The 20101-nt window shown below is 40.9% G+C and carries 16 protein-coding genes and 3 pseudogenes; 18 read left to right on the top strand and 1 reads right to left on the bottom strand.

Going from position 1 to position 20101, the window contains the following annotated elements; all coding sequences use genetic code 11:
* The first annotated feature begins 151 nt into the window (after positions 1-151).
* From ACOYW2_RS12095 to ACOYW2_RS12070, 6 genes and pseudogenes are all read left to right on the top strand, one after another.
* Positions 152-442 carry a hypothetical protein gene (locus ACOYW2_RS12095; protein ID WP_482770563.1) on the top strand — a complete coding sequence of 97 codons (291 nt, stop codon included), beginning with the start codon at positions 152-154 and terminating at the stop codon, positions 440-442.
* A gap of 394 nt (positions 443-836) precedes the next feature.
* Complete coding sequence (locus ACOYW2_RS12090) at positions 837-1034, top strand: hypothetical protein (protein WP_482770562.1); 198 nt, start codon at positions 837-839, stop codon at positions 1032-1034.
* Between the two features lie 229 nt (positions 1035-1263).
* Positions 1264-1443, top strand: a pseudogene (locus ACOYW2_RS12085) (IS630 family transposase); the annotation flags it as partial.
* A gap of 643 nt (positions 1444-2086) precedes the next feature.
* On the top strand, positions 2087-2854 hold the full coding sequence (locus ACOYW2_RS12080) for a lipopolysaccharide biosynthesis protein (RefSeq protein ID WP_482770561.1): 768 nt from the start codon (positions 2087-2089) through the stop codon (positions 2852-2854).
* Positions 2855-2950: 96 nt separating this feature from the next.
* Positions 2951-3517 carry a lipopolysaccharide biosynthesis protein gene (locus tag ACOYW2_RS12075; RefSeq protein ID WP_482770560.1) on the top strand — a complete coding sequence of 189 codons (567 nt, stop codon included), beginning with the start codon at positions 2951-2953 and terminating at the stop codon, positions 3515-3517.
* Positions 3518-3776: 259 nt separating this feature from the next.
* Positions 3777-4220 (top strand): sulfotransferase family 2 domain-containing protein, encoded by a 444-nt coding sequence (locus ACOYW2_RS12070; RefSeq protein ID WP_482770559.1) that lies wholly within the window; start codon positions 3777-3779, stop codon positions 4218-4220.
* A 1522-nt stretch (positions 4221-5742) separates the two neighbouring features.
* Here ACOYW2_RS12070 and ACOYW2_RS12065 read toward each other — a convergent pair.
* Positions 5743-6615 (bottom strand): hypothetical protein, encoded by an 873-nt coding sequence (locus ACOYW2_RS12065; RefSeq protein WP_482770558.1) that lies wholly within the window; start codon positions 6613-6615, stop codon positions 5743-5745.
* A 494-nt stretch (positions 6616-7109) separates the two neighbouring features.
* On the opposite strand from ACOYW2_RS12065, the gene ACOYW2_RS12060 reads away from it, so the two are divergent.
* The 12 genes and pseudogenes from ACOYW2_RS12060 to ACOYW2_RS12005 all read left to right on the top strand — a co-directional run bounded on the left by ACOYW2_RS12060 (position 7110) and on the right by ACOYW2_RS12005 (position 19990).
* Entirely contained in the window at positions 7110-8186 is a 1077-nt protein-coding gene (locus ACOYW2_RS12060; protein ID WP_482770557.1) for a hypothetical protein, read from the top strand.
* 198 nt (positions 8187-8384) lie between these two features.
* Positions 8385-8864 (top strand): GNAT family N-acetyltransferase, encoded by a 480-nt coding sequence (locus ACOYW2_RS12055; protein WP_482770556.1) that lies wholly within the window; start codon positions 8385-8387, stop codon positions 8862-8864.
* A 290-nt stretch (positions 8865-9154) separates the two neighbouring features.
* Entirely contained in the window at positions 9155-9985 is an 831-nt protein-coding gene (locus ACOYW2_RS12050; protein ID WP_482770555.1) for a glycosyltransferase, read from the top strand.
* A 144-nt stretch (positions 9986-10129) separates the two neighbouring features.
* Complete coding sequence (locus tag ACOYW2_RS12045; RefSeq protein ID WP_482770554.1) at positions 10130-10519, top strand: polysaccharide deacetylase family protein; 390 nt, start codon at positions 10130-10132, stop codon at positions 10517-10519.
* A complete protein-coding gene (locus ACOYW2_RS12040; protein ID WP_482770553.1) occupies positions 10500-10805 on the top strand; it encodes a hypothetical protein in 306 nt (101 codons plus the stop codon). The genes ACOYW2_RS12045 and ACOYW2_RS12040 overlap by 20 nt, the downstream gene beginning before the upstream one ends.
* A gap of 397 nt (positions 10806-11202) precedes the next feature.
* Positions 11203-12351, top strand: coding sequence for a hypothetical protein (locus ACOYW2_RS12035; RefSeq protein WP_482770552.1), 1149 nt, complete (start codon positions 11203-11205; stop codon positions 12349-12351).
* A 37-nt stretch (positions 12352-12388) separates the two neighbouring features.
* Positions 12389-13144, top strand: coding sequence for a WecB/TagA/CpsF family glycosyltransferase (locus tag ACOYW2_RS12030; RefSeq protein ID WP_482770551.1), 756 nt, complete (start codon positions 12389-12391; stop codon positions 13142-13144).
* Between the two features lie 275 nt (positions 13145-13419).
* Positions 13420-14887: pseudogene (locus ACOYW2_RS12025) on the top strand (IS5 family transposase).
* Positions 14888-14953: 66 nt separating this feature from the next.
* Positions 14954-15793 (top strand): annotated as a pseudogene (gene wecB, locus ACOYW2_RS12020) (non-hydrolyzing UDP-N-acetylglucosamine 2-epimerase); the annotation flags it as partial.
* Positions 15760-16065 carry a UDP-N-acetylglucosamine 2-epimerase gene (locus tag ACOYW2_RS12015; RefSeq protein ID WP_482771021.1) on the top strand — a complete coding sequence of 102 codons (306 nt, stop codon included), beginning with the start codon at positions 15760-15762 and terminating at the stop codon, positions 16063-16065. The pseudogene wecB and the gene ACOYW2_RS12015, both read left to right, overlap by 34 nt.
* A 22-nt stretch (positions 16066-16087) precedes the next feature.
* Positions 16088-18433, top strand: coding sequence for an O-antigen ligase family protein (locus ACOYW2_RS12010; RefSeq protein WP_482770550.1), 2346 nt, complete (start codon positions 16088-16090; stop codon positions 18431-18433).
* A 114-nt stretch (positions 18434-18547) separates the two neighbouring features.
* Positions 18548-19990: a sugar transferase gene (locus ACOYW2_RS12005; protein ID WP_482770549.1), complete on the top strand. Its 1443-nt coding sequence runs from the start codon at positions 18548-18550 to the stop codon at positions 19988-19990.
* Positions 19991-20101: the final 111 nt, after the last annotated feature.

Below are 20101 nucleotides of genomic sequence, written 5' to 3'. Positions count from 1 at the left end.
ATATTGGTGTTGAAATTATAATGATCCAGTTGTCGCATCTGTTGATAATTTAGGCTATGTAGGCCTTCCCATCGATTTTGTGTTTGGGGAACACTACGAAATCACTGGTTTTGATATTAAGGAAGCCTTGGTAGAAAATTGTCTATAGGGTGTGAATTACACCGGAGAGGTAACTACCGATGATTTTAAAAATCCTGTGAAGTTTACGGCAACAAGCGATCCGACGGTGATCGTCAAAGCAGATGTAATAATCGTGGCTGTGTCACCCCCCATTAATGAAACTCACCAACCTGATTTGAGCCTGATCTCATCGTCAGAAACTGTTAGCAGGCATATGAAAAAGGGGGCTGTTGTGATTTATGACTCCACGGGTTCTCCCAGGGGCACGGAAAATATCCGTATCCCTATTCTGGAAAAGGATTCCAGAAAAAAGTGGAGATAGATATTTTATGTGGGATACTCCCCTTGACCGGATCAATTCGAGAGACAAAGAGAGAACCTTCACCACCATTGTCGAGGTGATATCGGGCGACAGCCCAGAGACTCTGAGAATAATGAAATCTCTTTACGGCTCCATTATCACCGCCGGGGGCACCCCACAACAACCATTAATGAGGCCGAGGATGCTAAAGTTATCGAGAATACTCTGGGGCTCTTAACATTGCTCTAATTGTCAGCGGCGACCTGAAACTGGGTCTACACTGGCGGTTTAAAAATGACCTCATGAGGCATTATATTTTCTTCAATTCAACTATTTAAAGCCATATTCTTCCTTCTTGATTTTCTTGGCTTTTAATGACAGGAATGGTGGCTTCTCAAATGCACAGAGACCAAAAATGGCCTATGATTCTTCTTCAAAAAAGGTACAACTTCAAACCGCCAGCCAGAGGCAATTTGACGGAGCCGCTGAGACTGACACTCTAATCAATGAATTTGCCATTATCTTTGATACCATTGGTCTCGATACATTAAATGTTGCGGAAAGCGGTGGGGTCGAAATGGGATCTTCTTCCATTTCAACCTCTGCTTGCTGACAACCATTATATTGACCCGGCAATTAAAAATACAGGCAACAGGTTGTTTATACTATACTCTTGTTTATGGAAAAGATTGATACAAGAAAACTACCAGCTGATACATGCACGAACTCCGAAAACAGTCAGCCCATCTGCGCAGTAAAGGCATGATATTTAGGGACATCGCTGAAATTGTGGAGCTCACCAAGAGACTGTATTTCGATGGTGTAAAGCCTTAGCGAAAGAAGGTTCAAAGGCCCTTATTCCTAAAACTCGGGGCCGTAAGGCAGGTGAACTACGAACGGCTGACACCCGAGCAGGAAAAAACAATTCAAAAATGGATCAAAGAAAAAGATCCAAGTCAATTGAAATGCCTATAAGAACGGTTGGTGAATACTTAAAAAGATGGGGTTTTACTCCGCAAAAGGGCTCTTTAACGATTTGAGTGGGTAGAATGTTCTTCCAAAGCACTTGTGGAGTGAGAAACTCTTCACCCATGCTACGACAGCCCCCCTTGCTATCAAGGACAAGCCGGGCTGCGCAGCCTTGACAGCTGCGGGTGTCTGCCGTCTTTGGTGGCTAAGAGTTTATACCTCCGTACGCCTGCCATGGCAGGCCTTGTACAACTAAGCTGTACCGAAGCCAGCTGGGCTTTCCGAGAGTTACCCACTCGAAATGGAAAGGAGCCCGCAAAAGCCACTCGCTATGTTGATCATCAAGTTCCTTCAGGCAAAATCAAAGTTTGGCTGGTCACTGTCAAATCTGGTAGCCTTTTTGAGGTGGAACCTGTTTACACACCGGGATTTGTGGGCCTGGTTAGATCAACCATATGATGTGCTACCACTTGAGCCTATGTCAGTACAGTTAATGCTCCCATTCACGTGAGTTGGACAGCAGGCAAAATAATGGGACCTGTTTTTCAAGAATTGAACAATATCTACTAATCACAGGGGCCTCTCGAAGAAAATTATTCTTTGAGAGGATATTTTGGACAATAGTGATCTGAGCTTAAAATATGTTTAGTGTAAACAAATATGTAACGCCATATAATAGGATGTTTAAGTGGATTGATGAATTCAAGTAGAAAATCCTTAAAAGAAGATAATAGCTCTTTGTATGAAATTGACGGTAAGCGACATTTAACAAGTCTACCGCTTAAAGATTCAGTAAAAAGTTATTTGATAACAGGTACTGTATGGTCACTTATTGGTAAATTGGTAACAGTTTTTTCTAATATGATGATTGTTGCACTTCTTGCAAGAATTTTAAGTGTTAATGATATGGCAACGTATTTCTTAGGGCATAGTATTGCAGTTTTTATAGCTCTTTTTGGTCGATTTGGTATAGAAAATAGTTTATTACGATTTGTCTCTGAGTTTTTGACAGAGGGTGCAAACAATAAAGCCATTTCGGCAATATATAAAGGTGTTGTACTTGTTGGTATAATAAGTACCTTATTTGCTGTCTTATATATAAGTCTTGTCGGGCCATGGGTCTCGTCATACTTTTTGGGTTCGTCCTCCTTAGAGAAAATTGCTGGTTATATTGCATTTTGGTCAGTTATTTTGTCATTTCAGTTTGTTCTTAACGCAGTCTTTAAGGCTTTTAAGGATATCATGAGATCGGTCTTTTTTGGTGGTGGTATTATGGCGATTAACTCATTTGTATTTTTATTTTTCATAATTAATTTTTTGCACCTGAAGCTAACGCTATATCAGTCTTTAATTATAATTCTTATTAGCGGTAGTGTTAGTGTTATAATTGCTCTTTTTTCGTTACAAAAAAAAATTTCATATATACGTATTGGAGGCAGGCCTGATACAATCTCGTACAAGTAAAATTCACGTCATAGCTGGCCATTATGGATTAATTCTCTTTCACTTTTCGTTTTAAGTCAATCTGGCATTTGGATTGTAGGTTTTTGGTTTGAAGGTATGGAGGTAGCGGGTTTTGGCGCATCGAATCGATTGATTCTCATGGTTAGTATGACTTTGGTTATTGTTAATTCTGTAGTTCCACCTCTTATCACTCAATATAACATACTTAATAAAAAAAAAGAATTAGAGAAAATTTTGAGAATGACTGCGACTTTTGCATCATTACCTGTGATTTTTGTAATGATTATATTTTTAGTATTTCCTGGAGAAATTTTACAAATAATTTTCGGTGATGGATACCAAATTGCTGCACCTATTTTAGTTGTTTTAACAATCGGTCAAATAGTTAACGTGCTAGTCGGTTCATGTGGGTATGTTCTTATCATGACGGGACATAAGACTGTTATGATGTGTGTTTCAGTAAGCGTTGCTATAATTTCCGTCAGTTGCGGAATCATAGTTACTGAAAAATTTGGTGCTGTAGGGGCCGCAAGTGCGGTTACACTTGCAATAACTATTCAACAAATTCTTATGCTTATTATGGTACGTATCCGAGTTGGAGTATGGACATGTGTTGATTTTAAAAGTGTGGTTAACGTTTTAAGGTTAAAACAAATTAGATAGGAAAAGAAATGATTAAAAATATGAAAGATATTCTTAGGAAACATTATTGGAGTTTATTGATGACTTTACCGGTTATATTCAAAGAAAAAGGATAATAGACGTGCATCGCGGTATATTTTTAGGCCGTATTTTGATTAGTACAAAGAGTATTTATATTCATATCCCTAAAGTGGCGAGGAAAAGTATATCTAAGTGGCTACATCAAAAGACCCGATGCATCATAAGTTACATGAGTTTAGAGAAATAGACACAAATAAATATGACTTATATTTTAAGTTTGGATTTGTTCGCAACCCATAGAAAAAACTATTACAACCGTATTAATTATTTAGTTAATAAAAATAACTATTATCCATATGGGAAATATTGGTGGCTAAATGAGTATGATAGTTTTGATAGATTTGTCATAAAAGGCTTAACAAAAGAACTTGTCGAAAATGATATGTTCTTTGCTTCACAAGTATCTTATCTAAAGAACCTATCTGGTGAAATTGATGTAGATTTTGTCGGAAAGTTTGAGTCAATCAATGATGACTATATATATATTGCTAATAAACTTGGAATAACGAAAGATTTGGAAAAAATTGGTGCTAGTGCAAAGGGTAAAAATTACTATAGTGAGTATTCAAACGACATGATCAAAAAAGTTAGAGAAATATACATTGATGATGTTAACGAATTTAATTATGACTTTTTGTCTTAGATTCCCTAAAAAGCAGTTGCAATTTGATCTGAGTCGAAAGGCGAATTTCGGCTGTAACAGTGGTTTAACTGCCGGTATAAGTATCTGATCTTGTGCACTATATTTTGTAGTCGTTTATTGGTTGCGAAGTGAGTTTAACTATTTTAAAAATGAAAAATGATAAAAAAGTAAAACCGTTTGCATTTGCGTTATTATTTTTAACTATGTTAAGGTGTGTTATACCTTCGATAAGTGATGTAGTCGTAATTCAACAATTTGAATTTTATGTTAATTCGTTGTTAATTATAGTAGGCACATTGTCTTGTTTGTTCGTTGTAAATGAAAAAAACCAGAAATGGCTTTTTGTATATTTTTCACTTATTTTTGTTTGGATTGTATTGTCGAATATTCTGGCGGGACATGACTTTGCAAAATCTGTTATTCAATTTTCGAAATATATAGTTCCTATTCTTATAACGGTTAACCTGATAGAAATGTCTAAGCGAATGCCTTTAGTACGAGATGGTGTGGTACTCATTTTTGTTATATGTACTTTAGCATTTATTCTGCCATTGGTATTTAGGGAAAGGTATTTCCACGGTGGCATTGAACGATTACCTCTTTATTATGGTACATTGCACGATAACGGTTTCATTGCAGCTACCGTTTCATTATTTAGTTTAATACTAATGTACACAATGAGGCACAAGTTGTTAGGTTTCATAATTTTCATGTTTTCCATCTATTTAATGATGGGTTATTTAGTCCGAACGTCAATGGTAATGTTCACTATAGTTGTTCTTGGAGTTGTCTTCTTTAAAGTTCCACATAGATTGAGGCAGTTAATATTTATAGAAACCATTTATTCTCTTTGTGGGGTTATTTTAATTCTTTTTTTGTTTTTTACTGACAACTTAGAATGGTAAACCTATCTATCATCAGGCCGTACTCGGATGTGGCTTGATCAAATCAATAGGCTTATAAATTCATCTTTTCTAGAGGTAATTTTTGGGTTTGGTAGTAATGGTGATATAATATATTCTTCTGTTTGGCTTCAGAAACCAAAAGATGCACACAGCACTTTGCTTGGTTTATTGGTTCAATATGGTATTGTGGGCTTTTGTTTGTTTGTTTCATTGTTTATTAAAATTTCGGACTATTTCTCGAAAGTTGTTGATCGCGTCGAAGGGCGATGTCTTTATGCTGGCTTTATAAGTACACTTGTTATTAGCAATGGCTTGTTGGAGAGGGTGGTGCCCTGTTTATTGTACTTTCTTCTTTTTTTGTTGGTACAACCTAAATTTTATGATTTGAAAAGGTTAAATATTCCTTTCAGGTAGTCAATTTTTTCCTGATAATTATGGGTCTCCGGCATGTTTGCCGAAAAACAAAAGATGTTAGTCAAATCGAAAAATCATGATATCTGTAGGCTTCTCACGGCATTTAAGTCGGTGGATTTTTGATGAGCAGTACCTCTTGGCTCTGGGCTCGAACGATTCCGCTTAAAGAATATAGGGAACACGGGCTATACGGAAAATATTGTTTAAATGACATATTGTGCCATCAAAATTTCATTGAGCGACAACCCATGTTGCATTATGCCTAAAGCAACGGCGGGTACGATTCCATTTGTCCAGTGGGGCCTGACAAAATTGTGTATCAGCTGGTGAACATCCAAAGTCCTTTGCAATCCAGTTTTTGTCTTTGCGTATGTGTTTGTTTTTCGCCTGAATGCGCTGTTTCTTCTTCTCAGTGCAGCATTCTGAGCCTCAACATGATTCGCATGAATATCCGAATCTCTCAGGTCTTGTGATGTATCAGGATGCTCCTGCTGTGTGGCCTGATATTTCTGACGCTTCGGTCCTTTTTTATGTTGCTGGCTGCCCTTGTTCTTAATTCGTACTCGAACACTCTTCGGAAGGACTTTCCGGGGACGTCCAGGCCTGCCAGTATGCAAGGCCTCATTACAAATTTCGAAAAGCATATTTCCATAGCGTGTTTCACCGTCTGATAAAAATGTCAGATCATCTGTTTGGTCGATGTATTCACACACTGTATTCATGACATATTGGAACAATGCTGCGTCCTTGTTGCCAGTCTTTTGTTCACCTAGAAATCGACTGGCACGTCCCATAATAATAACCGTCCATACTTTGGAATCCATGGGGGCAGTGCGCTTGCCAACGATGGTGTACAACTCATCACCTTCAAAGGTAAGGGATACAAAATCTTTGCAGAGTGCATACAGCATGAGGGAAGCCTTCTGCTCTGCAAATTTGCTTTCCCAATGAGCAATTGTTCCTTTGAGGGAATTTAATATACGCCCTGTAGCACGAAGGCCAAGTCCTTCGCTTCGAAGCCTCAATGCTGCTGCTACCTTACTGATGGGTGATTTAATTGTCAGCGGCTCCGTCACATTGCCCCTGGGCTGGCGGTTTGAAGTTGTACCTTTTTTGAAGAAGAATCATAGGCCATTTTGGGTCTCTGTGCATTTGAGAAGCCACTATTCCGGTCATTAAAAGCCAAGAAAATCAAGAAGGATGAATATGGCTTTAAATAGTTGAATTGAATACAATATAATGCCTCATGAGGTCATTTTTAAACTGCCAGTGTAGCCCCAGTTTCAGGTCGCCGTTGGCACTAATCCCTTCCATAGCGGTATTGTGGGTTTGGGGGAAAACCTTTTAACAGTCAGAGCATCGCATCAAATGGCGTTCTCCATTATGAATGGTTTGGTAGCGTTTAAAAAATGATACATTTGTGGATTGACAATGGGGACATTTTATTGAGTCTAAATCGTTCATGAAGGCTTTAAATCATAGAATCCACTTTTTTTGGAAGACGAATATTCAATGATTTGAGCCCAGTCCCCTTGTCGTAGGTATCATATTTACTCTGAAAAGAATCTATATGGAAAAAAATATCGTAATTTTAGGATTGGCACCGCAAGGACTTGCCTTATTGAGAGCATATTCAATCGCAAACTACAATGTTACTGCTATTGGTTGTAAAGAAGATGTGGGCATATATTCTAAATATGGTGATATTTATGTAATTGATAGTCTCGATAGCATTATAAATATTATATTAAATAAACTTTATGGCAATGAATTAATACATATTACAAGTGATGTCATTCTTAACTATTTAATAGATCATTATCCCGAATTGTTCGAAAAATACAATTTTTTTCCAAAACTTAAGGATGCAATCGTTTTCCGAGATAAGCTTAACACTGCGAAGTTTGCGCAGATTTTGAGTGTTCCTTGTCCTGAAACGTTTAAGTTTGATGATTTAGCATATTGTAGTAAATTCAAATTCCCATTGATAGGGAAATGGAATAAAACTGTTGGTAAGACAATTTTTAAAACCGTTAGAATAGATTCGTATGAGGTTTTAGAAAAAACTAAAGATTTACCAGGATTCAGTAATTTAATATTTCAGCAGTACATTTTTGGAGAATGTGAATCCGATATAAGTTATGGAGGATATTGGATGAATGGTGTTGAGCAAGTCGGGATAGTTGTTCAGCAATCCAGGCAGTATGCAGGTTTAGCAAGTAAAGTTGAGGAAATAAGCAACGAACCTGCTAATGTAGTAAGAAGATATGCAAATAAGTTATTAAAGGCAATGGATTACAGTGGATTTGTTGAAGTTGAATGCAGGGTTGATGATAAAACAGGCGTTGTGTATCTAATAGAAGTGAATCCTAGAGCTTGTGGATGGATTAAGGTCCTGATGAAAAATTTTTCTCATAAAGTTTTATGTACAAATACTGATAGCATAAAAGTAAACGAAAGAAGAAAATGGATTAATATTGTGCGCGATGTAAGAGCCCTTTTATATGGACTTAAACGATCACCCCACCAGTTTAATGTTAGTGAAATATTTATGGACTATACTGGGCATGGGGTTAAAGATATTTTCGATATAACAGATATAAAACCTTTTTTTATGCAGTTAAAAAAAATAATGAATAGGTGGTAGGTGTATATATTCTTAAAGAAAATTAGATTTACTCTAAAAACGGAAAGGGTCAACGTATTATTTGATCGTATATTGAGCCTCGTTTTATTTAAAATAGGTTTAAAATGCTCAGAGACACTATTTTTTTATTATGATCTTTTAGCTGAGTATAATTGCCTTAATGATCATGGTCATTTACTACTTAAGGATATCAAATTTATGGTAATACCAGACCTCAAAATGTTATTAAATTTTAAAGCAATACCAGAGCGAATGGATTTTGTTCCCATACAGCAATGGTTTGATCGAGGTGCTATGTGTTTAGCAATTGTTCTAAATAATAGGGTCATTGCATACACATGGGTTCATAGAGAAACGTATGATAATTTAGGACCAGCAGGTGTGCTCAGTTTGAGAGATGATGAAGTTTTCATCGGGCCATTTTACACGGATCCTGAATTTCGAAAAATGGGGTTATATCAGCGTTTAATGTACGATAGTTTAGTATGGCTTAAAGATAATGATGTCAACTTGGTTTATAGTTCTTGTAGTATATCAAATATCGCATCTATTAAAGTTTTAGTTAATAGTGGATTTTCTGCTCTTGGAATTGTCAATGTTACCAGAAATAAGTCCGAAGTTCTTAACTTTAGACATTCATTACTGTTAAATAGCAAAATTATGAAGGGTTCCCTATGAATATTATTTTTACTCGATCTTTTATGAACCTTCGTATGGGCGTTCATTTTTACAAATATATGTGAAACAACTGATAAAGTATTTGGATGATGCAGAATTTTCTATCATCAATTTGGTTGGTTTAGAAAAAAAAAGATTTTTGAATGCAGTTGAACTCGTAAACTGGAGTAATATTTCTATTAAACGCGATTTATTTTTATTTTTCATTACGTTTCCGTTCAAAATAATTAAACATAGAGCTGATGTTGTACATTTAAATCCTTCACTTGAAGTAAAAGGATTATTTAGAGATGGTTTTTTTTTTATTGATTGGAAAACTATTTAACCTAAAATCTGTCGTATTTATCCATGGTTGGAATGAAAAGACTGCGTCAAAAATTAAATCTTGTCACTTATTTTCAACAATCTTTAAAATGATCTATAATCGCTCTGATATCATTGTTGTATTAGCGAATGAATTTAAGCATTCACTTCGCGAAATTGGACTTAAAACAAAAATTATCGTGGAAACAACTATGGTTGATGATGAAATGGTGCCTATAAAAAACGTATACAATAAATGCATCTCGTCAAATCATAGTAACAAGATTAATATACTTTTTTTAGCAAGGATTGAAAGATCAAAAGGTATTTATGAGGCAATTGATACCTTTGTCATTTTACGACAAAAATATTCTAACATTCGGTTGATTATTGCTGGTGATGGTAATGATTTAAGTGAGGTTAAAAAGTATGTAGATTCAATTGGTTCACATGGAATTGACTTTATTGGGTATATTAGCGGGAAAACAAAAGAAGCTGTGCTCTTGAACTCTGATATATATTTATTTCCGACTACTTATGGAGAGGGTATGCCGATATCCTTATTGGAAGCAATGGCATTGGGCAACGCCGTCATAACTCGGTATGTTGGTGGGATTCCTGATATTTTTATAAATGGAAAGAATGGATTTATTACTGATTCAAAATCACCCGATGTTTATGCTATGCTTATTGAAAAAATGATCCTTGACCAGTCCCTATTAAGAAGGATAGGTATGAATAATTTCAACTATGCTCAGGAATATTTTTTTGCATCAAAAGTTACTAAAAGGATTGAGTCTATTTACTTGGATCTTTAATACTCTTCTATTTCATAAGATATAGTAATTCTAAGGCGCCTCTTTTGCACTCTGAGCATCGATCTGCATAGATTAGTGATATTTTTCAATCGAGGTTCAACCTTACGATTTTGTCGGTAATTCCATTATGGAGATAATTTTATTTTGCTGAATATTATTCTTACAATTGATTATGAGATTTTTGGCGATGGCTCAGGTGATGTAAAAAAGCATGTAGTAAAACCTACAGAACATATTTTGAATATATGCAATAAATATTCCGTACCTTTAACAATCATGTTTGAGGTTAATGAGTATCAGAAATTTGTAGAGTATGACCTTGAGCTAAATAAAAACCTTGGATATTCTCCGGCCCAAGAGATGAAAAAGCAAGTGCTCGATGCATATTCCATTGGGCATGATGTTCAGCTTCACATACACCCACAATGGGTAGACGCTGTATATAAGGATGGTAAGTGGGAGATGATTGATTCAGAACTTTCTATTACTGAATTTTCAAGATCAAAGATACACAGTGTTATTCAGCAAAGTTAAAGCAACTATCAAATTAATTTATGAAGTTGATAAAGAATATACAGTTTCTGCTATGAGACTCACTAATCTTCCATGGATCGAAGCACCTATGGAAGTACATTCTGCTATGATAAAGACAGGTATATTTGTACATTCACTGGCGGTTTCGGATTTTTCATCGTCTCTGGGATATTGGCAACTTGCCCCGGATAATTTAATTTATGAGCTACCGATACACTCTGTTCCTGATTATGGCTATAAACGGTTGCTTGTTCAGTCAATCAAAACAGCACAGAAAATTCAATAAGAACCTGCAATTCTGTTTCTAAACATGATATTTCAATATCAAGAAACTATATTAAGATGTTTTTAAAGTAAAAAAATAACTTGTCTTCAACCTTATTCATTCAAGTGGGACTTTTGTAAACAATCTTGTAAACAAATGTTAATATTTTTGGATGAAGCTGAAAAAAAATATAACTATGCGAAAAATGAAATCCCTCTTGTAATGATATCTCATTCTAAAGACTTTTTTAATGAGAACAATTTTGAAAAATTTTTATTAAAAGTAAATACTGAATATTGCAGAAAAGGTAAGATTAAATTCACAACTTTTAATGATTTCAATAAACTAATATCATTATTTTGCACAACTATCTCATAAATCTTTGAATTTTATCACTCAATAATAGTGGTTGAGAATTATGATTAATATAAGCCACAATTTACTATTACATTACATCCACCAGCAAGATTACAATGGTTGGGACCTGTTCGATGGTCTTAATTCAACACTCCTCCAAAATACCCCACTCTATAAATTTGAGTTTATTCGCCTTGCAGTTATCCAATTTTTTAAACGCTCCCCACTAAATCTAAGAAAACTTGTATCAGTTCCAAAGGGCTATAATCCCAAAGGTCTTGGTCTTTTTGCATCAGGTCTTCTTTATTCAGGGAAATATGAAGAAGCTGAAAATCTCTTGGCTCAGCTCAAATCAATGCGATGCCCTGGGTATTCAGGCGTATGCTGGGGTTATAATTTTGATTGGCAGGCAAGGGCGTTTTATGTGCCAAAGGGTAAACCCAACATTGTGACAACGGTTTTTGTTGCTAATTCTTTTTTAGACTACTTTGAGAAACATGGAGAAGCTGAGGCTTTCAATGGGCTTGCCACTGCAATAAGTGCCTGTGAGTTTATTTTGAATCATATGGTGCTGTCAGAGGATGAGGATACTCTTTGTTTTGGGTATATCCCCGGAGAAGAGGCTCGGATTCATAATGCAAATATGTTGGGGGCTGCCTTGCTGGCCCGTGTTTACTCTCATACAAAAAATAGAATATATTATGATAAATCGAAAAAGTCGATGGCTTATTCGATTAAGGCCATGAAAAACGATTATTCATGGCCTTACGGTGAATTGAATCATCATCAGTTTGTTGATAATTTTCATACGGGGTTTAATCTGGTTGCTTTGAAAGGCTGGATGGATTCAACAGGCGACATGGCCTGGGAAAATGAATTGAGAGACGCGTTTCGTTACTTCCTTGAAACATTTTGGCTAAAAAAGGGTTGCCCCAAATATTATAATGATACCCTTTATCCTATTGACATTCATTGTTCAGCTCAAGGTATTGTTACGTGCCTTAAACTTTCCGATTATGATAGCAGAAGTCTCCCAATGGCCCATACTATTGCTGAATGGGCCGTTAAGAATATGCAGGACAAAAGAGGTTTCTTTTATTACCAGAAAACAAGATGGTATACCAATAAGATCCCGTATATCAGATGGTCCCAAGCCTGGATGTTCTACGCGCTCTCCTTTTTGTTATCAAAGCAGAATCCAAAATTATAGTTATGCGTTTTCGTCAAATTCTTTGAAGAGGATACCGATGTCCAGAATTGATGTCATGGGCTGCCCTGTCGATTCATACAACATGAATCAAACAATAATTGAAGTTGAAAAATCAATTCACAACAAAGCTATGTGTCAGCACGTGGTTGTGAATGTTTCAAAGTTTGTGGAGATGCAATCGGACTCTAAGTTAAAAGATATTATCGCATCCTGTGACATTATCAATGCGGATGGCATGCCCATTGTCTGGGCCTCTTGGCTATTGGGGGTTCCGCTCCCTGAGCGTGTTGCCGGTGTGGATTTATTTCAGAAACTTATCCGTGTGTGCAGTGATAAGGGATACAGGCCTTTTTTCTTCGGCGCTCAGGAGGGGGTTGTGAAAGGGGTGGTGGAATCCTTTCAAAAAAAATATTCAGATTTAAAGGTGGCGGGGTATCGAAATGGATACTATTCAGAAGATGAAGAAGAGGGCATTGCGAGCATGATCAAAGAGAGCCATGCAGACATGCTTTTCGTAGGATTTTCTTCACCTATGAAGGAAAAATTTCTGAACAGATGGATGCCTGTGATGAATGTTCCTTTCTGCATGGGCGTCGGTGGGAGTTTTGATATTGTTGCCGGAAAAACGAAGAGAGCACCGGTGTGGATGCAGAAAACCGGAATGGAGTGGAGTTACAGGATTATTCAGGAACCCAGGCGGATGTGGCGCAGATATGCTCGCACAAACCCCGCATTTCTTTGGCTTGTTATGAAAGAAATGTTAGGCCATGACAATAAAAATATGAAACAATAGATAACCCGAGTAGCACGAAAATTACAACAATCCCCTCTCTACAAATGAATGTATATAGCGTTTTAGAGAGGTCGCCACTCCGTACCGCTGGAGGCTTGTTTTGTGCTTTTCCCATTCTCAACTCGGACTATATTTTTTTCTCAGGTATTTGTGCGAGGTTTTCAATAATCTGTCTCCACTGAGAACGGCACCGAAACGTGATGTGTTTTGTGCTTGAGCTGCAATGATAACAGGCTGATTTTTGAAAAAGCCTTGCACTTTGAGGTTAAAAATTCATTTACAGGCACAATGAGAAGCAATTTGTTTTAGAATTTGAGCTACCTTTTGGCGGCAGATTGTCCCTATACAACCGCTATGTAAAATTGGGTCACCTGATTCCCTGGGACGAATTTGAAAATGAGTACCATGGAAAGCTAACTCAATGCGGTCAAGGCCCCTCAGCAATATCAGCACGAATGGCTCTTGCTACACTCATTATTAAGGCACGCTTGTAAGTAAGTGATCGTGAATGTGTTGAGCAAATTCGAGAAAACCCATACCTGCAGTATTTCTGTGGCATGAAGGCTTTCTCCGACGAGCCTCCTTTTAATCCAAGTATGTTGGTCCATTTTCGAAAACGTTTTACTGCAGATATCATTTCGCGCATCAACGAATCGGTTAGAAAGCGTGCTCTGAGGTCAGCTGCGTCATCAAAAGAAAAGGCCGATGACGATTATAACAAAAAGGGTGGAGGGCCATCCAACCGAGGCAAATTGCTTGTTGATGCCACCTGCGCACCCGCTGATATCTCTTTCCCTACTGATTTCAAGCTGATCAACAACGCAAGGGAAAGATCTGAGCACATGATTGACATTTTCATGGCACTCGAAACCCAGGTAGTATCAAGCCTCGAACATACCGTAAAAAGGCGAGAAAAGAGTATCTCTCCGCTTCAAAAAGTAAACGGATGAGTACCAGTAAACGACGTCAGATCCTGAGACTTCAATTAGGGTACTTGAACAGAAATCTGGGGTATATTGACGCGCTGTCCAAAGAAGTAGGCCTCCAAGTTCTGAAGCCGAAGGTGTACTAAGATCCTCTTGTGATTACCGAGCTCTATCGACAGCACAAAATGATGTTTGATCGGCGGGAGAAAAGGATCGATGACCGAATCATTAACATCAACCAACCGCATGTACGACCAATCAAACGTGGAAAAGCCGGGCGTGATACAGAGTTCGGCGCTAAACTGTCCGTTAGCCTTGTTGATGGCTATGCTTTCATTGGCCGAATCAGCTGGGATAACTTCAATGAAAACCAGGACCTGGTGAGACAAATCGAGCGTTACAAGAAACGGTTTGAGGTTTACCCTAAATCGGTACACGTTGATCAGGTATACCGAACCAGAGACAATCGTAAATATTGCAAACGCCATGGCATTCGTATATCTGGACCTCCTTTGGGAAGACCACCGAAAAAAACGCAGAAACTGAGGCTGAACTAATCGAAAAATCTCTTCAGGCCCGACAAGACGAAATAGATCGAATCCCCATTGAAGGCAAATTTGGACAAGCAAAGAGACGATACTGCCTTGGCCGTGTGATGACAAAATTGGCAAAGACCAGTGAAACTGCTATCTCACTTTGCTTTTTAGTCATGAATATAGAAAAATGGCTGAAAGCCATTTTGTTGTGCCTGCTTTTCAAAGAGCCAATTCGGTGGTGGTCTTTCAATGTGCCACGTTTTGCCTCTGCAGCTGACTAACCTCATGTCCTGAAATTAATCGCGCAAAATTGTTCAGCAACCCCTATTTAAGTGTTGGATAAAAAAATGAAAATATTGCTCGTTGCCGGTGCTCGCCCCAATTTCATGAAAATTGCACCCATTATTCGTGAGATCAAAGCAAACCAAAATGGTTTGCAACTTGACTACAAGCTCGTTCATACGGGTCAGCACTATGATGCGAATATGTCCGAGAGCTTCTTTGAAGACCTCGGCATTCCGAAGCCGGACTATCACCTCAACGCTGGTGGCGGTTCCCATTCGGAACAGACCGCAAAGATCATGGTGGCGTTTGAAAAGATATGCCTTGATGAAGCCCCTGATGTAGTTCTTGTGGTGGGGGATGTGAACTCCACCTTGGCGTGCAGTATTGTTGCCAAAAAGCTGTTGATCAAGGTGGCCCATGTGGAAGCGGGGCTCCGGAGTTTTGATATGGCCATGCCCGAAGAGATCAACAGGATGGTTACCGATGCCATTACCGATTATTTTTTCACCACGGAGAAGCACGGCAACGAGAACCTTTTGAGGGAGGGGAAATCAAGCGGGTCCATTCATTATGTTGGCCACGTGATGATCGACAACCTCCTGTTTCAGCATGCAAAGGTCCTTGACACCATGGATTCTGAATTTGCCTGTCATGATCTGAAGGCTCGCTTGGGCCAATATTTGTTTTTGACCCTGCACAGGCCGTCCAATGTGGATGACAAGGAAAAGCTAAGCGATATTGTAAGGGCCCTGAACCAGGTGGCCGAAGAGACCCCCATCCTGTTTCCCGTTCACCCCAGAACCAGAAAGATGCTGGACTCTTTTGGTGTCAGGATGTCTGAGCGCATCGTTAAATTAAACCCTTGGTTATGGGGAGACTTTCTTTGTTGGAGGAGCCCCTTTATGCTGTCTTTACCGACAGCGGGGGGCTTCAGGAGGAGACCACGGGCCTGGGGGTTCCCTGCTTTACAATCCGCGATAACACTGAGCGGCCCGTTACCGTGGAAGAGGGGACAAACACCCTCATCGGAACCACCGGCGCCAACATTCTTGCTGCATATGATGGCCTTAAAAAAGGCAATGTCAAGACCGGCTCGGTACCGGAGTTGTGGGACGGCAAGGCCGCGCAGCGGATTGTGGATGTTCTAATTGAGGATGTCACCTCTCCGTTATAACAAAAAAATCGAATCCTTTTCTATGCGTAACGTATCCTACCGGATTTTTCTGTTTGTTCTGATCTTTTCTCCCCTTGCTTTTGGCGCCCGCGACACCTTGGCTCTTGCCATCTTGGAGTTGAGCTGCGTTTTTGGAGCTGTGTTTTATCTTCTTGCACTTAAGGGAAATGCAACACCATACCGTGTTCCCGGGCTTTTGCCTCTTGGACTTTTTGTGGGCTGGCTCGTGTTTCAAGCCGTGCCTCTTCCTGCCACACTGGTCAAGTGGGTTTCTCCTGCCACCTATCTCATCTATCGGGAGAACCTTGGCCCGCTGGAAGAGTTCTCGTGGATTCCTCTTTCTGTTTACCCCGGGAAAACCCTGGCGGAGGGTTTTCGGTTTTCAGCCTATCTTTTGTTTTATTGGGGTACGGTGCAGCTTCTTTCGGATCGGGACAAGCTGAAGAAAACCGTTCTCGTCGTTGCAGGTCTTGCCGGTGTCATGGCTGTCTATGCCATTGTTGAAACTCTTTTTACCAACGGAAAAATTTACGGTTTTTATGCAGGGCCTGCCAACAACACCCATGTCGGGCCGTATGTGTACCATAACCACTATTCCGGTTTTATGGGCATGATTTTGCCGATGGTGCTGGGGCTTTATCTCTATTATCGACCCCAGGCAAGGTATGGCTCCTGGCGGGAGAGGGTGGTGGAGTTCTGGAGTGGGGCGGCAGGGCACCTTCACCTTTTGCTGGGCTTTGCGGCGGTTCTCATGGGGACGTCTGTGTTTCTCAGCCTTTCTCGAGGTGGGGTTATCTCTCTGTGCCTGTCCATGATTTGCCTGGTCGGCTTTTTTTCTCTTCGTAAGGGGACGTCGCGGCGAAAGCGGTTTGTCTCTTTGTCTGTGCTGCTGATCCTTCTTTCTGTCTCCTGGTTTGGGTGGGAACCCATTGTTGAGCGGTTCGGTAGAGCCTTTAATGAAGAAGGGAAGTTGGTTAACTCTCGTTTTACCATCTGGAACGATGCCTACGGCATGGTGAACGATTTTTTTCTGACAGGTACAGGAGTGGGGACCTTTGAGGCGATTTACCCCGGTTATCGGAGTTTGCAGGGCCAGAAATCCGTAGGACATGCCCACAATGATTACATTGAGCTGCTCTCATGCGGCGGGGTGATTGGGTGCCTCTTGGTGGTGTGGTTCGTTGTTGCCCTGTTTCGCGCCACCTGGGCTATGTATCGCAAACGCCGTGATCCCTATGCCCATTGCCTGTATCTCGGCTCCTTTACCGGAATTCTGGCGATTTGCTTTCATAGTGTTGTGGATTTTAATTTCTACAGCAATGCCAATGGCCTTGTTTTTTTCTTTATGTGCGGCCTCGCCGTGGCCGCTTCCCATACGCGGCTTCGCGGCAGGCAGGAGACATTCCTGGCGGAATCCACATCGGTTCATAAACGGGTTACCTGGGTTTTCACAGTGGTTTTTCTCTTGCTGGTCGGCGTTTACCAGGGCGGTTCCCTACGGGCATCCGCTTTGTTTGATCGTGTGGCCGGAACGGTTGTCTCAGGTGACACCACGTTGCAAGAGTCGTCGCAAGTGATAGAAACCCTTCATTGGGCAGCGTTTTTCGCCCCCCTTGAACCCGCCTATCCCTTTGCCCTGGCACAGGTTTTTGCTGTTTACGGAGAGGGGGATATGGCGAAAGGGTGGTTGACGCAGGCTCTGCGCTTATGCCCGGTGGACAGTAGCGTCCTCCAGTACACCGCCCGGTATGCGTGCCGGAGAAACCGGAAGGTCTTGGGGCGTCACTATTTTGAGAGGGCCGTCGCCCATGACGCGGCCAACCCGGACAGGCGCAAAATGTTTGCCGGATGGCTTCTCGGTGCTGGAGAAACCGATGAAGCGTCCCTGTACCTCAAGCAAGCCATGCTCCTTGATGTATCTAAGGATAACATCAAGGCGTGCATCTCGTTGCTTCTTTACCACGGGTTATCCAAGGAAACCATTTACGGGATGCTGCCCGAGCGCATCTATCCTCGCTTTGTGTTCGCCGATACAATGAGTGCCTTCGGCCATGGTGAACTGGCACGTGAGGCGATTCTCCGGGCAATGGATTATCTGGAGTGCGACGATTCGCTGAGACCCTGGCACTTCATGAAAATTTACCGGGTTTATATGACTGAGAAGGACTACGACATGGCGCTGTCGGTCCTCCAAAGAGCCTCTGAGTACTTTCCCGGCCATCCGAAGATACGACTTCTGACGGGCGACACCTACCTCAAAATGGGTATTCCCTACCGCGCCGCAGAGGAGTACGAGCGGGTGTTGATTGTTGACCCGGACAACCGAAGAGCAACGGCAGGTCTAAAGCGGCTGTCGTCCTACCTTTGATTTGGTGATTGAGTTGTTGATGAACCGAAGCATTCTCCCCCCCTTAGCGTTTATGGTATCGGCACGAAAGGTGCCTTGTTGGGCGCATTTGTATCTGAAAACCGAGGGATTCTCATGCTTAAAGAAAAGAACAGGGTTATTGTCCGGTTTCATCTCTTTATCGATGTGTTAATTACGATGCTGGCCTTTGTGGGGGCCTACTTTACCAAAAAATACCTGCTTCCCGGCGGGGCAGGGGGGCTGTCCACGGCCCCTAATTATTACACCCTTCTTTTTATGGTGACGGTTATCTGGGGACTGACGTTTCAGGCCTTCAACCTGTATGAGCCCTATCGAAAACGAAGCCTCATGCAGGTTCTGGTTAACGCCTCCCAGGCCGTTTGCTTTAGCCTGCTGGTATTTGGGGCCGTTTTATATGCATTGAAAAACCATGATGTAAGTCGTGGTATGATTCTTATTTTCGGCGGCCTCAACATGGTGATGCTTTGTGTCAGCAAGGCCATAATCTATCTGGTGTTGGATAGGATCCGAAAGCGTGGGTACAACACGCGAAATATTCTGGTTGTGGGAAGCCTGGAACGTGCCAGGGACATCCTGAGGAAAATTGAAAAGCAGAAAGGATCGGGGTACATCATCCAGGGGTGTTTGGACGTCGATTCCTCTCGCATCGGACGGGAAGTGATCCCCGGCGTGACGGTTCTCGACAATGTGGAAAAGCTTGCTGAGATTCTCAAGGAAACCGTTGTGGATGAGTTGATCTTTGCCATGCCGTTGAAGTTGATCCCAAATGCGTCCGGCTACCTGACCCTTGCAGAGAGCATGGGCGTAAGCGTCCGCATCGTGCCGGACTGGCAGATTCATAAATTGGTTTATAAACCAGGCAATGCGTCGGTTTCATTTGAAAATTTTCTACAGATTCCCACCATGAAGATGCACATGATCTCCTCGGATGCCGTGGGGTTGATGCTGAAAAATGTGTATGACTATGTTTTTTCCTGCATCATGCTGGTCGTCTCTTTACCGTTTTTTCTGGTCATCGGTCTGGCCATCAAGCTCATCTCTCCCGGGCCGGTTTTTTATAAGCAAAAGCGCATGGGGGTGAACGGGCGGTTTTTTGAGATTTACAAGTTTCGCACCATGGTTGTGGGTGCCGATACAATGCTGGACGAGTTAATGGAGGCAAATGAAGCAGACGGCCCGGCCTTTAAAATTCGAAAAGACCCCCGGGTCATTCCATACGTCGGGACCTTTTTGAGAAAAACCAGCCTGGACGAGCTGCCCCAGTTGATCAACGTGGTACGTGGGGAAATGAGCCTCATCGGGCCACGACCACCCATTCCGAGTGAGGTGAGTGAGTACGAGCTGTGGCAACGCCGAAGGCTCTCCATGAAACCCGGAATGACCTGTATCTGGCAGGTGACCCCCAACCGGAATGATGTCAGCTTTGAAGGATGGATGAAGATGGACCTGGAGTACATCGACAATTGGTCCCTGGGGCTGGATGCAAAGATCTTCCTGTCCACCATACGGGCTGTTGTGATGGGAAGCGGGCGATAGAACCTTTATTTCAAAGGGATACTATCAGCTTTGTTTGATATTATTTGGCACGTTTCGGTGGCGAACGTATGGAGGCATGGCAAGTGTGACGTTTTGGCCCTTTCTTGACAT

The sequence above is a fragment of the Desulfoluna sp. CLI2B genome, assembly GCF_056847375.1.
The sequence above is the reverse complement of the archived record's forward strand: the minus strand, read 5'-3'. Positions and strand labels throughout refer to the sequence as shown.